At 71.8% G+C, this 14907-nt stretch carries 14 protein-coding genes; 7 read left to right on the forward strand and 7 right to left on the reverse strand.

The genetic code is table 11. The features are described 5' to 3' along the window. Positions 1-39: 39 nt before the first annotated feature. From ACZ68L_RS07395 to ACZ68L_RS07405, 3 genes are all read right to left on the reverse strand, one after another. The gene (locus ACZ68L_RS07395; RefSeq protein ID WP_469574894.1) at positions 40-498 is read right to left on the reverse strand and encodes a hypothetical protein; all 459 of its coding nucleotides are present in this window, start codon (positions 496-498) and stop codon (positions 40-42) included. A gap of 269 nt (positions 499-767) precedes the next feature. Next, entirely contained in the window at positions 768-1592 is an 825-nt protein-coding gene (locus ACZ68L_RS07400) for a class I SAM-dependent methyltransferase (protein WP_469574895.1), read from the reverse strand. Between the two features lie 84 nt (positions 1593-1676). Beyond that, the gene (locus ACZ68L_RS07405; RefSeq protein WP_469574897.1) at positions 1677-2489 is read right to left on the reverse strand and encodes a prepilin peptidase; all 813 of its coding nucleotides are present in this window, start codon (positions 2487-2489) and stop codon (positions 1677-1679) included. A 103-nt stretch (positions 2490-2592) separates the two neighbouring features. Between ACZ68L_RS07405 and ACZ68L_RS07410 the strand changes: the two genes are divergently transcribed. Together ACZ68L_RS07410 and ACZ68L_RS07415 are read left to right on the forward strand one after the other, a co-directional pair. Further along, a complete protein-coding gene (locus ACZ68L_RS07410) occupies positions 2593-2976 on the forward strand; it encodes a DUF192 domain-containing protein (RefSeq protein ID WP_469574898.1) in 384 nt (127 codons plus the stop codon). A 7-nt stretch (positions 2977-2983) separates the two neighbouring features. Continuing rightward, positions 2984-3391 carry a hypothetical protein gene (locus tag ACZ68L_RS07415; RefSeq protein WP_469574899.1) on the forward strand — a complete coding sequence of 136 codons (408 nt, stop codon included), beginning with the start codon at positions 2984-2986 and terminating at the stop codon, positions 3389-3391. Positions 3392-3403: 12 nt separating this feature from the next. Here ACZ68L_RS07415 and ACZ68L_RS07420 read toward each other — a convergent pair whose 3' ends face one another. Both ACZ68L_RS07420 and ACZ68L_RS07425 read right to left on the reverse strand, forming a co-directional pair. Further along, positions 3404-4639, reverse strand: a complete 1236-nt coding sequence (locus tag ACZ68L_RS07420) for a glycosyltransferase family 39 protein (protein WP_469574901.1) — start codon at positions 4637-4639, stop codon at positions 3404-3406. A 122-nt stretch (positions 4640-4761) separates the two neighbouring features. Continuing rightward, positions 4762-5346, reverse strand: coding sequence for a helix-turn-helix domain-containing protein (locus ACZ68L_RS07425; protein WP_469574903.1), 585 nt, complete (start codon positions 5344-5346; stop codon positions 4762-4764). 202 nt (positions 5347-5548) lie between these two features. On the opposite strand from ACZ68L_RS07425, the gene ACZ68L_RS07430 reads away from it, so the two are divergent. From ACZ68L_RS07430 to ACZ68L_RS07450, 5 genes are all read left to right on the forward strand, one after another. Then, a complete protein-coding gene (locus tag ACZ68L_RS07430) occupies positions 5549-6697 on the forward strand; it encodes a Zn-dependent alcohol dehydrogenase (RefSeq protein WP_469574905.1) in 1149 nt (382 codons plus the stop codon). Further along, a complete protein-coding gene (locus tag ACZ68L_RS07435; protein ID WP_469574907.1) occupies positions 6694-8124 on the forward strand; it encodes an APC family permease in 1431 nt (476 codons plus the stop codon). The genes ACZ68L_RS07430 and ACZ68L_RS07435 overlap by 4 nt, the downstream gene beginning before the upstream one ends. Positions 8125-8426: 302 nt before the next feature. Continuing rightward, entirely contained in the window at positions 8427-10421 is a 1995-nt protein-coding gene (locus tag ACZ68L_RS07440; RefSeq protein ID WP_469574909.1) for a hypothetical protein, read from the forward strand. Between the two features lie 75 nt (positions 10422-10496). Further along, on the forward strand, positions 10497-11081 hold the full coding sequence (locus tag ACZ68L_RS07445) for a hypothetical protein (protein ID WP_469574910.1): 585 nt from the start codon (positions 10497-10499) through the stop codon (positions 11079-11081). Between the two features lie 20 nt (positions 11082-11101). Beyond that, the gene (locus ACZ68L_RS07450) at positions 11102-11551 is read left to right on the forward strand and encodes a DUF3592 domain-containing protein (RefSeq protein WP_469574912.1); all 450 of its coding nucleotides are present in this window, start codon (positions 11102-11104) and stop codon (positions 11549-11551) included. A 58-nt stretch (positions 11552-11609) separates the two neighbouring features. Here the strand turns inward: ACZ68L_RS07450 and ACZ68L_RS07455 are convergent, their stop codons facing one another. Together ACZ68L_RS07455 and ACZ68L_RS07460 are read right to left on the reverse strand one after the other, a co-directional pair. Continuing rightward, the gene (locus tag ACZ68L_RS07455; protein WP_469574914.1) at positions 11610-12338 is read right to left on the reverse strand and encodes an Imm52 family immunity protein; all 729 of its coding nucleotides are present in this window, start codon (positions 12336-12338) and stop codon (positions 11610-11612) included. A 50-nt stretch (positions 12339-12388) separates the two neighbouring features. Next, a complete protein-coding gene (locus ACZ68L_RS07460) occupies positions 12389-14797 on the reverse strand; it encodes a Tox-REase-5 domain-containing protein (protein WP_469574915.1) in 2409 nt (802 codons plus the stop codon). Positions 14798-14907: the final 110 nt, after the last annotated feature.

Below are 14907 nucleotides of genomic sequence, written 5' to 3' on the forward strand. Positions count from 1 at the left end.
CGGTCCGAGGGGCGCGGCGACCCCTCGGCGGACCGGCCGTCAGCTTCTCGCCGGTGCGCCCCGGTGTCCGCGGGTGAAGCGGATCGCCACCGTGTCGCCGCCGATGACCACGAAGCGTCCGCCCTCGCACCGGATGACGGCCTCGCGCACCTCGCCCCGCTCGTCCCTGCGCTCCTCGGTACGGGTGACGGTCCAGCCGCCTTCGGGCGGTCGCGGCAGGTTCGACACGTCGGCGAACTCCCACTGTCCCGACGGTACGCACCAGTCGGGCAGCTGCGGCCAGGCGCCGGGGCCGACGTGCAGGGTCCAGTCGGAGGCGCAGGTCAGGAGCACCGACTGGCCGTCGGACAGCAGGAATTCCACGGCTTCCGGCTCCCCCATCCGCCCCTCCGGCCGGTAGTAGACGCCGAGCACCGCGACAATCCGCTCGCCCCTGAGCCAGTCGGCCCTGCCCTGCCGCGGGACACGCGGTGTTTCGTCCTCGTCGCCCACCCTCATGGCCGGTTCCCTCCCCATTCGCTCACCGTCCAGGGTCGCATCCTCGAGGCGAAGGCAGGGGGGCCGGCCTGAGGGCTGTCCCGTAATCCGTGGTGGATCGCACGCGGCGTCAGATGCGGCGCATCGCAAGGCGGAGGGACGTCCGCATACTGGATGTATGCGGATGTTCCGACAATGCGGCGAGGATGGGGCCTCCCCTGTTCGAGCGCAGCCGAGAGCTTGGGGAAGTAGCTGTCGTCGCGCGCCCGCCAGGGATTACGGGACAGCCCTCAGGCCGGTTTACGGGCCTCGATCAGGAACCGGGTGGTGTGGGCGACGAACGGCCCCTCGGTCTCGATCCGGTGGTGCAGCTCGGCCAGCCGCGGCCGGTACTCCTCGACGGTGAAGCCCGGGACCATCCAGATCACTTTGCGCAGGAAGTAGACGACGGCGCCGATGTCGAAGAATTCGGTACGCAGTCGCTCGCCGCGCATATCGACGACCTCCAGCCCGGCCGCCTCCGCGGCGGCACGTGCCTGCTCCGGGTCGCGGGCGCCGCGCACCTCGGGCGGCTGCGGGCCGAGGAAGTACTCGACGAGTTCGAAGACGCTGGCCGGGCCGACCTGCTGGGAGAAGTACGTGCCGCCAGGGGTGAGCACCCGGGCGATCTCCGCCCACCAGGTGGTCACCGGATGCCGGCTGACCACCAGGTCGAAGGCGTTGTCGCCGAACGGCAGGGGCGGCTCGTCCGCGTCGGCGACCACGGCCACGCCGAGCGGGTGCAGGAGGGCGGTGGCACGGGCGACGTTCGGTGGCCAGGACTCGGTGGCGACGGTGAGCCGCGGCAGCCTCGGTACGGAGGCGAGGACCTCGCCTCCCCCGGTCTGGATGTCGAGCGCGGCCCCGGCCCGTCCCATCCGGTCCGCCATGGCGCGGGCGTAGCCCCAGGAAGGGCGCTGTTCGGTGGCCCGGCCGTCGAGCCAGGAGAAGTCCCAGCCGTCGACGGAGACGGTGGCGGCCTCGGCGACGAGGGCGTCGAACCTCGCACGTTCTGCTTCCGCGGCGGCGTGCGCCGCGTCCGGCGCTCCTGGCGCCTCTTCGGGTGTTCCGGACATACGTGAATGGTGTCAGCCGGGAACCGGTCCGCGCGACCTCAATACGGCGCGCTCAGAGCGTTCGGCCGGTCCGCCCGGCGGCGGTCACGCGGCCGCCCCGCCGAGCAGCATGCCCAGCAGCGCACCCGTGATCATGAATGGCCCGAACGGGATGCCGGTCTTGCGTCCGGCTCGTTTCAGGACCATCAGCCCGAACCCGTACGCCGCGCCGAGCAGGAATCCGGCGAACCCCCCGGCGAAGAGCACGGGCCAGCCGTACCAGCCGAGGGCGACGCCCAGGGACAGGGCGAGCTTGACGTCCCCGAAGCCCATGCCGTTCGGATTGATGAGGAAGAGCAGGAAGTAGAAGACGCCGAGCGCCGCTCCGCCGAGCAGGGCGGACAGCCAGGATCCGCCGTGCTCCGGGAGCAGCGCCGCGATACCCAGGAGCGCGACGAGGGTCGCGGCGGCGGGCAGCGTCAGCCGGTCGGGCAGGCGGTGCACACGACGGTCGATGGTCGCCAGGAGTACGCCGACGGGCGCCAGCAGCAGCCAGACGACGAGCTCGGGCCGCAGTCCGGTGGCCGCCGCGAGGGCGGCGCAGGCGAGCGCGGTGACGACGGGGACCAGGACGCCGGGTGCGTAACGCCCCACGGACCGCACGGGGTCGCCCTCCCCGTTGCTCCGGTCCCCCGGCTCGGCGCCCGGAACGGCGGCCACCGGCACCGCCGCCGCGCACTGGGCGCACCGGGTGGAGCCGAGCCAGCCGCCGACGGCACCGGTCAGGGCGTGGCCCGCGGGGCAGCTGTCCCGCCAGGCGTCCTCCGGTTCGACGGAGAACCGGTAGGCGGCGCGCGGGACCAGCAGTCCGGCCGCCGCCCCCCAGAGTGCGGCGAGCGCTGTCAGCATGGCGTACACGGAGGAGACCCTAGGCGGGCGGGCGGCACGGGGCATGGGTCCAGGGGCCCACTGCGGACCGTTCAGGACCCAGCGGAGGTCACCGGACGCTACCGTCTTGGCCATGGCTCAATGGCGCAATGGGAACGGCACGTTGACGGTCACCGATCCACAGGGAGGGGAGGAGCCGGAGATACCGCTGCGGATCGCGGCCACGTACCGGGCCAGGAGCCGGGGACTGCTCGGCCAGGACGGCATCGACGGCGCCCTGCTGATCACCCCGTGCGGGAGTGTGCACACCTTCCGGATGCGGTTCGCCATCGATGTGGCGTACCTGGACCGGAAGTTCCGCGTGGTCGCCGTCCACACGATGAAGCCGGGCCGGCTCGGGATGCCCCGGCTGCGGGCCCGTCACGTGATCGAGTCGGAGGCCGGGGCGATGGAGAAGTGGGGGCTGCGGCCCGGGGCGCGGGTGCGGATCGCCCAGACGGAGGAGAGCCGGGGCTGAGACGCGAGTGCGGATCACCCAGACGCAGGACAGCCGAAGCCGAAACGCGGGCGGTCGGACCGCCGCCCTCGCGCCCGGCGGCCCGCCCGGCTGCCGTGCCGGTTCGGCGCCGGCGTCCAGCCACTGCGCGGCGGCCGTCGGCAGCAACGTCAGGCCGGCCTCGGCGGTCGGGTCGGCGGCGGGTGCGAACAGCGGCGAGTGGTTGCCGGGGATTCCGGCGGGGATTCCGTTCTCCAGCAGGGCGTCGCGGTCGACGTCCTTGTACGCGGCGGGGTCAACACCGCCGACGTACTTCCCGACGCCGGAGGTCAAGGACCGTACGGTGGTGCTGCGTTCGCCCGAGCGCAGGGGCCGGCTCCTCGATACCCGGGGCCGCGCGGTCCGCCGCATCCCGCTGGACCTGCCCCGGCCCTGACCGGGACCGGGCTCACGGAGGGCCGGAGCCGAGCAGCGTCCATGCCCCGTAGGCCGCCGAAGCCACCGCGAGCACGGCCACGACCGTCACCGTGCGGGCCGTGGTGCGCAGCCGCAGCAGCGCGACGGCGGGCGGCAGGAGCAGCGGGAACGCGGGCATCATCAGCCGCGGCCTGGACCCGAAGTACCCGGAGCCGATCAGCGCGATGACGACGACGGCGACGCAGTAGGCGAGTACGGGGAGCGGCTGGCGCTGCCGTACGCACAGGAACACCACCCATCCGAGGCCCGCGAGTGCCGCGCACAGCCCGAGCGCACCGGGCAGCGGCAGCCCGAGGATGAACGAGGCGAGCGCCGCGCCTCCGTCGATGCTGTTGCCCCACTGCGCCTGGACGTCGAAGTAAGCGAACGGGCTGCCCTGGCGTACGGCGACGAACACCACGTACGCCAGCCAGCCCAGCGGCGCGAGCGCGACACCGGCCAGCATCCGCGCGTTGCGGCGCACGATGCCGTCCGTCCGGCCGGCCCGGTACTCGCGTACGAGCGCGACCGCGGCGGTGATCGCGAGGGCGGCGATGAGCGCCGCGGCGGAGGGCCTGGTCAGCCCGGCGAGTACGCACAGGGCGCCCGCCACGATCCAGCGCCGGGTCAGCACGGCGTACAGCGCCCAGGCGGCGAACGCGGTGAACAGCGTCTCGGTGTACGCCATCGACTGGACGAACGCCGTCGGGTACACGCCCCACAGCGCGGCCAGCACCACCCCGACCCGGCGCCCGTACAGACGCGCGCCGACCGCGTAGATCCCCCAGGCGGCGAAGAGCGAGGCGATCCAGGCGACCAGCAGTCCGGCACCCGCGAGGGAGAGCGGGGTGAGCTCGGCGACCGCCCGTTCCAGAGCGGGCAGCAGGGGGAAGAAGGCCAGGTCGGGGTGGACGCCGCCGTTCGGGAGGGTGACGGTGTACCCGTAGCCGTTCTCGGCGATCCGCTGGTACCAGACGGAGTCCCAGCGCTCGCCGAGGAGGTGGAGGGCGCTCTTGTCGGCGTGGGACGCGGCGGCGGCGAGGACGACGAGACCGGTCAGGCGCACCGCCGCGTACGCCCCGAGGGCCGGCGCCGCCGCCGCGAGGGCCGTGGCGAGGCGACCGCGGGCGGGGGGCCGCGGCAGCGGCTGCGGCGTTCGGTGGCCGCGCTGCCGCACGAGCCGCGGTGCGGGGGCGGTGGTCAGGGCGGCCGAATCGTCGTCGGGCATGCTGTCGATTGTCGCGCAGCGGACAGCCCGTCCTTCACGGGCGGGGCGGGTTCGTCACAGGCGGGGCGGGCCCTTCACGGGCGAAGCATGTCCTTCGCGGGCGAGGCCCCCGGAACACGCCTCTACGGCCGGAGCTTGGTGCGGGAGAGCGGCAGGGCGGGGGCGATCGACCAGAGGACCTCGGCCTCCTCCTCGCCGGGGTTGTCCCAGGCGTGTGCGGCGCGGGCCGAGAAGGTCGTCGAGTCACCGGCCTCCAGGAGCCTGGGCTCGCCGTCCACGCTGAGGCGCAGCGTGCCGCGGACCAGGTAGGCGAAGACGGTCTCGGCCTCCAGGCTGTACGCGCCGCCCGAGCCGCCGCCGGGCCGCAGGATCGTCCGCATGACCTGGACGTGCCGTTCCTCGGCCGGTGTGAGGAGGAACTCCTCGATGCCGTGCCCGCCCATCTCCAGCTTGGCGCCCAGGCCGCCCTTGACGACGTCCTGGTCCGGATAGTCGAAGAGCGCGGCGATGCCGGTGCCCAGCGCCTCGCAGATGCGGATCAGGGTCGGGACGGAGACCGAGGTCTTGCCGCGTTCGGCGAGGCTGACGAACCCCTTGGTCACGCCTGCGGATTCGGCGATCTGAGCGAGCGTCAGCCCTTGTGCCCGGCGGAGCTCACGCAGCCGCGGACCGATCGTGGACATGTGGCTGTCAGAGGCTTCGGACATGGCGGACACGCTACCTGTCGAGGGAGTCACGGTCAGTGGCCGGGGACAAACGCAGGTCGGAAGGGTCTTTACCCATCGAGTTTAGTGCTGTAAAACTTTGACGAAAGTTTAATGGCGCTAAACAAGGCGTCCGGGTGGACCTCTGTGCCGCCCTTCCCCTCCCCCTCCCCCGCCCGTACCGCACCATCCGAGGAGTAAGCCGATGAGCTCCCCGTCTTCCCAAGAGAGCACCGCGCGCACCGTGCGCGGCGTCGTCTTCCGCTCCCCGGGGCAGGAGGTGACCGTCACCGACGTCACCCTGGCCCCGCCCGGCCCCGGAGAGGTCGAGGTCGCCGTCACGGCGGCCGGTGTCTGCCACTCCGACCTCCATGTCATCCGAGGCGAGTGGGACCACCCCACCCCGGTCGTGCTGGGACACGAGGGCTCGGGCGTGGTCACCGCGCTCGGCGAGGGGGTCACCGGCCTCGAACCCGGCGATCACGTCGTGCTGTCCTGGGTCCCGTCCTGCGGCACCTGCCGTTTCTGCCTCTCCGGGCGTCCGGCCGCGTGCAGCCTGGTCGCCGAGGTCGTGGCGCCCGGCGGGGTGCTGTACGACGGCACCAGCCGGCTCTCCGTCGACGGCGAGCCGGCCCACCACTACCTGGGCGTCTCCTCGTTCGCCGAGCGCGTCGTGGTCCCCGCGTCCGGTGCGATCAAGGTGCGCGAGGACGCGCCCCTCGATGTGATCGCCCTGGTCGGCTGCGCCATCGCCACCGGTGTCGGCGCGGTCCGCAACACCGCGGGGGTCGAGGCCGGGGCCACCGTCGCCGTCATCGGCTGCGGCGGTGTGGGCCTGTCCTGTGTGCAGGGCGCCCGGCTGGCGGGGGCGGGCCGCATCGTCGCCGTCGACGTCGTCCCCGAGAAGCTGGAGCTGGCCCGCCGGCTCGGTGCGACGGACGCGGTCGACGCGCGTGGCGGCGATGTCGTCGAGACGCTGCGGGCCCTGGTCCCCGAGGGCCTGGACTACGTGTTCGACGCCATCGGCAAGATCGAGACCACCGAGCAGGCCATCGCCGCGCTCGGTCAGGGCGGCGCCGCCGTCATCGTCGGCCTGCCGCCGACCGGCCGCACCGCGCGCTTCGACCCGCTCGCGCTCGCCGAGGCCGACCAGCGCATCCTCGGTTCCAACTACGGCTCGGTCGACGCCGCCCGCGACATCCCGGCCCTGGTGGACCTCGTGGTGTCGGGTGAGCTCGACGTGGAATCGATGATCTCGGCACGGCGCCCGCTGGACGAGGCGGGCGACGCCCTGGCCGACCTCGCCGCCGGGCACGCCCTGCGTCAGCTGCTGATGATGGAGGACCGGACATGAGCACCGCCGGAAAGCAGGCCGCGCCCGGAAAGCCGGCCGACGGCCTGGCCCACCGCTCCGTCTCCACGTTCGAGGTCGGCGCGCAGAGCGTCGCGAACGTCGCGCCCAGCGCCGTCATCGCGTTCGCCCCCGCCAGCATGGCGGCGTCCGCCGGCAACGGCGCCTGGTTCTCGTTCTTCCTGGCCATGGCCGCCGTCCTCGCCATCGCGTACTGCATCTGCGTGTTCGCCCGCCGGCGCGCCGGGGTCGGTTCGCTGTACGCCTTCTCCCGGCTCTCGCTCGGGGCTCCCGGCTCCTTCGTGACCGGGTGGGCCCTGCTCATCGGCGCGGTGTGCATCGGTTCGGGTTCGCTCGCGGGCGCCGGGTACTACACGGCGCGCGCCCTCGACCAGATCGGCATCGGGATCTTCACCGGCATCCCCGGCCAGATCCTGCTCGATCTGCTGCTGGCCGCCGTCGCGATCCGGCTGACGATCGCCAGTGTGCGGACGGCGGCGCGCGTCGCCTCCGTGCTGGAGGTCGTGTCGATCGTCCTCATCGTCGTCGTGCTGGTCCCCGCCTTCTTCAAGAGCGGGAACATCATCGACACCGAGCAGCTGAGCCTCAGCGGCTCCACCCTCGACGGTGTCGTCTTCGCCGTGGTGCTGGGCGTGCTCGGCTTCGTCGGCTTCGAGGGCGCCGCGTCGCTCGGGGCCGAGGCCACCGATCCGTACAAGGCGATCCCCCGCTCGGTGATGGGCAGTGCGGTGCTGGCCGGGGTGCTCTACATGTTCGCCACGTACGCGCAGGTCGCCGGGTTCGGCGGGGCGGATGCCCTGGCGAGGAGCTCCGACCCGATGGACGAGCTGGCGGAACTGTCGGGCCTCGGCTTCCTGAAGTTCTTCCTGCACGCGGGCTTCGCGGCATCGTTCGTGGCCGTGGTGATGGCCTGCATCACCGTCGCCGCCCGGCTGCTGTTCGGGATGGCGAAGGAGGGGGTGATGCCGGCCCGGCTCGGTGTCGCCCACCCCCGTCACCGGACCCCGTCCGTGGCGATCTGGGCCGTCGCCCCGTTCGTCGCCGTTCCCGCCGTGCTCGTGGTCGGCGCCGGGACCGCGCCGTTGAACGCGACGTCGTACATCGACACCGTCGGCGTCTTCGGCTACATGCTCAGCTACACCCTGGTGTGTCTGGCCGCGCCGCTGTTCGTACGCCGGATCGGAGCCCGCGGCCTGCTCGTCACCTGGGGCCTGGGGCTGATCGGCGCCGCCGCGATGATCTACGTCTTCTACCGCAACCTGTGGCCGGTCCCGGCCTGGCCGCTGAACGTGCTGCCGTACGTGTTCGTCGGCGCGCTGGTCGTCGGCATCGTCGGCTTCGCCGTGCTGCGGGTCCGGCGGCCGGAGGTCGCCGAACGCGCCGGGACGTTCGCGGACGACCTGGACTGACCCTCCGCAGCGGGTCCGGACCGGCCGACCGGTGGCCGGAACCGGTCCACCGTCCCGGACCCGGACCGGCCGCCCCCTGGCCGGTCCGGACCCGCGCCTCTCCTGCCCGCCCCTCCTCCCCTCCCCCTCCCGATGCCCTGCTCCCCCGCCCCCCGCGGGCGGGGCGGGGCATCGCTCGTTGGGCCCGACTTTGGGGCCAAGGGCCCAGGTCACCCGAGCCGTACACCCGTACGCTCACGCCCAAACCCGTATGCGGAACTGCGGGCACAGGCATGGCACATGAGCGTCGGAGAGGAAGAACCGTGACGGGTGGCGGGGGCTGGGGAAGCGGAGGCGCGGGCCACATACCACCGGGGAGCGGGGGTGGTGGTTCCGGCGCGAGCGGTGGCGTGTTCTTCGCCCTGACGCGTAGTTGGGCCGCGGGTGCCCTGGTCTACATCGCCGCCGGATACCTGGTCTCGCGCGGGCTCGTCGAGATGCTCGCCACCGACCACCGGCTCGAGTCGTTCGGCTGGCGGCTCGCCCTGCTGCACGTGCCGAACGTCATCACGACCGTGCTCACGGTCCTGGCCGCGGCGCGCGTCCTGCCCGACGAGCGGCGCGAGTCGCGCCTGCTGACCCTGCTCGCCGCGCTCGGTGTCCCGCTGGCCGCGCTCGTCTACGGATTCGCCGTGTCCTGGCATCTCGTGGGCCTTGAGGGCACGTTGATGCCGGTCGTCACGCTCGTGACGGGTTCGGCCGCGGGGCTCGCCGTCGACCGGCTGCTGGACGACCGCGAGGAGCAGGCGCCCGCGCACCACTCGTACTCGTGGCGGGACGGCGGAGCCACCGCGATGGAGTACCTCGGGGTGATCGTCCTCGTCGTCACGCTGATCGGCGCGATGGCCATGGCGGGCGTGGGCGGCCAGATCGGCGAACGCATCCGCTGCGCGATCAGTTCGATGGGCGGCGGCGGTGCCGCCTGCTCCACGGGCGGCGGGACCACCACCGCGAAGCCGAAGGCGGACGCCGACTACGAGCCCAAGATGTGCCAGGTCTCCAGCATCTCCGACACCGTCGGCGACAAGGTCAAGATCGGCTGGTTCGAGTGGGGCAACGAGTACGGCTTCCAGCAGAAGGTCAGCCAGGCCAAGACCGATGTGAACGGCGACGGCAAGGTGGACGAGAACGACAAGCTGGTCTACATGACCTTCACGGACGCCGCCTCGGCCGGCGCGACCGCCAGCACCCCCGGCGTCAAGCTCGGCAAACTGGGCAAGGCGGATGTGGACGTCGGCGGCGGCATCAAGATCACCAACGGTGACACCTGGGTCTTCAAGAGCGAGGAAGAAGCCAAGAAGATGCGGGACGACATCGAGGAAATGAAGATGTGGGAGACCTCCACCAAGTACAGCGGTGGTTACGGCGGCGGCTGGTACTCCGGCATGAAGTGGGCCGACAAGAAGAAGGACGTCGAGAGCAAGATCGGCGACAAGAAGATCTCCTACTCGACCATCGGCCTCAACGCGTACGCGGACGGCGGCCTCTCCATCAGCGCGGGCGACGAGACCAAGCTCGGCGCCAAGCTCGGCGGCAAGGCCAAGTTCTCCCCCGAGGTGACCATCACCAAGGACGACGTGAACGGCAACGAGTCGTACACGTACACCGCCAAGCTCGAACTGGAGGGCAAGGTCAGCGGTTCGGCCGGTCCGCTCGGCGGCGCGGCCGCGGCGAAGGACAGCCGGACCGGCGCGATCACCGTCACCCGCGACCAGAAGACCGGCAAGATCGTCCGCATCGACATGACCCAGACCGTCGAGGGCGGCGCCACGTCCGACAAGGGCGACATCAGCGGCGACAACGGCAAGAAGGACGGCGACAAGCGCGGCGGCAAGGTCAGCGGCACCGACTCCTCCAGCGAGACCGGCATCGAGGTCCTGACGAACTCGATCGTCTTCGGCAAGGACACGGACCAGGCCACCGAGGGCAAGCGGGCCATCGCCGAGCAGTGGCTGAACGGCTCCGGCAACAACACCGCCCCGTTCGAGTACATGTTCGGCGACCACTCCATGCAGCAGAAGCCCGCCGGAACCGACCCGTTCGACCAGCTGATGTTCCAGGACGGGCTGTCGAGCAGCATGAAGTACCACGGTGAGACGGACGCCCAGGAGTTCGGCTTCGAGGTGTCGCTCGGCATGAGTCTCGGATTCTCCATCTCGGACGAGCACAAGAAGGAGACACTGACGGACGCGCAGTTCCTCGGGGCTCCGCAGGGCGACAAGCGCTCGTACCTTCCGTACAGCTACTGCGCCAAGTAGCCACGGCCGGTACGGCCACGGCACGGTACGGGTACGGCACAGCACCAACCACGCACGACGAAGAGGCGATAGGCGATGACGACGACGATGAAGATGTCCCGGGCAATCGGCGCAGCTGCTGCCGCCGCCATCGGCCTCACCCTGCTCACCGGCTGCGGCGGCGACGCCGCCGCGCTCCCGGAGGGCTGGGGAAAGCTCGACACCAAGAGCCTCTCCGTCGGCTACCCCGAGAACAAGGGCTACAAGGAACAGTCCGCGGCCGACCGCGCCAAGGCCAACGCCGCCGTCGCGCTCAAGGAGGAGGGCGGGCTGCGCGCCGGCATGGTCTCCGTGCAGCTCGACTTCGCCACGGGCGTGGACGACGCCGGAGAGGCGGCGGCGGCAGCGGGTGCCGGTATCGGTCTCGGGGCGACCCGCAAGGACACCTCGGACGTGCGGCTCGCGGGCGCGGAGAGCGCCCGCGAGGCGCGCAGGATCGACTACGAGTTCACATCGAGCGGCAAGGACCGGACCCCGGCTCCGGGCACCCCGATGACGGGTGTCGTGGTGGCGGGCGTCGATTCGAAGCACGTGCCGTTCGCGGTGCGGATCAACGTGGTGAAGGGCTCGCTGAGCCGGCAGGACCTCGACGCGTTCGTCGATTCGATCACGGTCAAGTAGCGGATCAGGGGCGCTCGTTCATGCAGATCCTGCCCGGCGGCACGGCCACGTTCCTGCTTCTGTTCGGAATCCTCCTCGGTGCGTTCGCCATCCGGTCGGCGCTGCGTCTGAACCGGGTGCTGCGGCTGGTGCGGCACGGCGAGCACGCCGAGGGCCGGTGCGCGGACCGCCGGACCGTCGACCGGGGTCCGGGCATGGAGCGGAGTTACGCCACGGAGTACGTCTTCGCGTTCCGCACCCGGGACGGCCGCGACATCGAGTTCACCGACCACGCCCCGGGCCCCTTCGGCTTCGAGATCGGGGCGCCGGTCCGCGTCAGCTACGACCCGGCCGACCCCTCGGGGAGCGCCACGGTGGCGGGGCGGGGGGCGTGGGGGCCGGTGGTGATGCCCGCGGTGTTCGCGGTCGTGCTCGGGGTGTTCGCGGTGGGGCTGCTGCTGGGATGCGCGGCGATGCGCGGGTGGCTCTGACGGGTTCGGCTCTGCCCGGTCGGCTCTTTGAGACACGCCGCTCACGGGCGCGCAGGGGTCAGAACGTGGCCCGGTCGAACGGCACCGGGAGCTTCTCCAGCGCCCCGGCCTCCCGCAGCCGCGTGTTCGCCTCGATGACGGTCTCGACGGCCGGGGACTCCGTACCGCCACGGGTGAGGTCGATGACCAGTCCACCGTGTGCGGTGCGGACGTACGTTCCGGGCAGCCCCTCGGGTGCGAGGGCGGCACGGCCGGCGGAGAGGAAGACCGCCCGGCCACAGCGGGGGTCGCTGTTCGCCAGGTCGAACCGCCCGGCCACCGCCCGGTACTGGGGCCTGTCGTACACCTGCCCGGCGTCGATCTCCCAGTTCTCCGCGAGGAGACGCAGGATCTCCGGAGCGCGCCGGATCACCTCCGCGGTCTCGTCCACCTCGCGCGACCGGAAGGCGAGCGAGACGGAGTTCACCGCGTAGTGCGAGGTACTGCCCGCGTGAATGGCCATGGACACCCGCGCCGCAGCGGGGTTCTGCGCCCACAGCGACGTCGTGTAGCCCACCACGTCGAGGTCGGGACCCGTGTTCTTCCGCTCGATGTACTCCGCCAGTGCGGGGACCGCGGGCTCCAGCACGGGATCGGACGGGAGGTCGTCACCGGCCTCGTGCCATACGTCGAACGTCGGACCGTCGATGTCCTTGAGCGCGGTGAGCGTGCCGGACCAGCGCTCGGCGATGCCCGGCACCGATTCCCCGCGGAGGCCCCAGAAACCGTTGACTACGACGTTCAGCACGACACGTTCTCCTCGGGCTCCGGTCTGCGGTTCCACACCCCGTCCGGCGTTCAGCCGGTCACGTCCCCCGGGGTGTGGATCACCTTAACCGGGATGCCCCGGTCCTCGAACATCTCTCGCGCCGCCTCGGCGACGTCCGGGTCGGACAGGTGCCACTCGACCGGCTTGCCGCGCGCCGCGTCGACCTGCCGGCGCGCCTGGTCCGCCCACCGGTCGGCGACCTTCGACGTGAGCGTCCCGGTGTCGGCGTTGTAGTAGTCCTTGCCCTTGTACCCGTACTTCGCCTCCAGGTAGGTGCCCCGCGAGGCGTCCCAGCCGTCGAAGTCGACCGGCTTGCCGGTGAGTTTGTCCAGCGGAACCCGGTACTCCTTGCCTCGGCCCACCTTGGAGATCTGCTCCTGATAGCGGGCACCCATCTCGGTCGGGTAGTTCCAGACGCCGGGCCTGATCTCCTGCCAGTTGCCCGCGCCGCCGTCCTTGGCCCCGGCCGGCGGGTCCTTGAGGTCCTTGTACCAGGCCGGCTTCGGCTGGTTCTGGGCGGCTTCCAGGGCCTTCCGGCGCTTGGCCGCGTCGGCCGCCTTCTTCGCCTCGTCGGCCTGCTTCTGGGCCTCGTCGGCGGCCGCCTTCTTCTCCGGGTCGACCTCGTCGCACTTTCCGGCGAGGAACCCGACAGGCACGGACGTGCGGGTCGCGGCCAGGACACCGGTGCCCGAGCCGGGCAGCCCCATGCCCGCACCGCTGCCGTACGGGACCCGCACACGGCCGCCCATGCCGACGGTGCAGCCCTTGAGACCGGCCTTCTCCGCGGCGTCGTCGGCGTGCTGCTGCGCTTCCTTCGCGGCCTTCTCGGCGGCCCCGACATCGCCCGCCTTGGCGGCCTTCTTCGCCTTGGCCGCGGCCTCCGAGGCCTTCTCGGCGACTTCACCGAGCTTGCCGAGTTTCCCGAGCTTGCCCAGCTTTCCGAACTTGCCGACGAGCTTGGCCTCGCCGTAGCCGGGGATGAAGAGCGAGCCGATGTTCCAGAGGCCGGTGCCGATCGCCTGGCCCTCGTTGCCCTTCTTCCACATGTCGCGGACGTCGTCGCCGATGAACATGTCGTCCAGGACCTTCAGCCCGGTGCCACCGGACGCCTTGGTCCAGTCCCAGACCGCGCCGAGGTAGTCGCCCTTGGACCACTTGTCCCCGGCGCCCTTGGAGTCCTGGCTCCACTTGTCGCCGAGGCTCTTGCCGTAGTCCATCAGGCCGTTCCACGCCTTGATGGGGTGGGCGATCGTGTCGAAGGTGCCGGTGATGTCGCCCCACAGGCCGTCGCCGACCAGGCCCTTGAAGAAGCCGCCGGTCTGATGGGCGGCGCAGGAGAAGAACGCGCCGACGCCGGAGGTGCAGCTCTCACCGGGCTTCTCGTCGCCGCCGTTGCCGCCGCCGTCCGGGACGTCGCCGCCGTCCGGCTCCCCGGAGCTGTCCACGTCGTCGCCGCCGTCGTCGACCTTGATGGCGGTGTCGCTCCCGCCGGAGGCGCCGGCGGCGCCCGAGCCCCCGGAACCGGAACCGGAACCGGAGCCTGCGGTGCCGGAGCCGCCGGAGTTCGACCCTCCGGAATCCGATCCTCCGGAGTTCGACCCTCCGGAGTTCGACCCTCCGGAGTTCGTGCCGCCACCAACGACCGACGCGCCCGAGTCCGCACCGCCGGAAGCAGTCGTGCCACCCGAGTCCGCACCGCCGGAAGCAGCCGTGCCACCCGAGTCCGCACCGCCGGAGGCCGAGCCGGACCCGCCGGATTCCGCGCCTCCGGCCGTTGTGCTCCCGGACGTCGCGCCGCCGTCGTGCCCCTCGTTCCCGGCCACCACATCGCCCCCGGGCGCGGGGCACGCGCTCCCGGTGAGCTTGCAGATCGCGTTCTGCATCTCGCCGGTCAGCTGGGCGCCGATGCCCGTGGCGATGAGCCCGCCGATGAGGGCCACGACCACCAGGACCATGCCGAGGTATTCCATCGCGGTCTGACCGTCGTCGTCGCGGCGCCATCTGATCATCCGCGCGATGCTGAACCGCCGGTGCGGCAGACGCTGTTCGAGGGGAAGGTCGAACCATGCGCGCGAGCTCGGCCGGAACAGCAGGACGACCACGGTGACGGGCATCACCAGCTGTGTGACGCCTCGCCCGCCACCATCACCGCCGAGGGTCGCCAGCGCGCCGAGGGTGAGCCAGACATGTACGGCCAGGAGCCCGCGCCAGATCCAGATGCCGCCGGTCCGCAGGTACAGCGAGAGCACGAACGCGGTCACGCTCGGCAGCGCCGCGTACAGCAGCAGCCCGAACAGCCGGCCGTCGACCTCGTTGACCGCCGACGCCACCGTCAGCACACCCACGCCGCCCAGGACCGCGGCGGCGAAGAGGATCCGGACGAGGATCAGCACCGCCTGCAACGGGCGCGGCAGCGGCTGCCTGCCCTGCTGAACCACGGCGGCACCCCCACCGGCGCCACCCGAAATCGCAAATCCGCCCATGCCAGACACGACGAGTCCCCCAGCTTGTCGGTGCGCAGCCACAGTTCAGCCACTCCACGCATCCG

This window comes from Streptomyces sp. NPDC104309 (assembly GCF_055584025.1).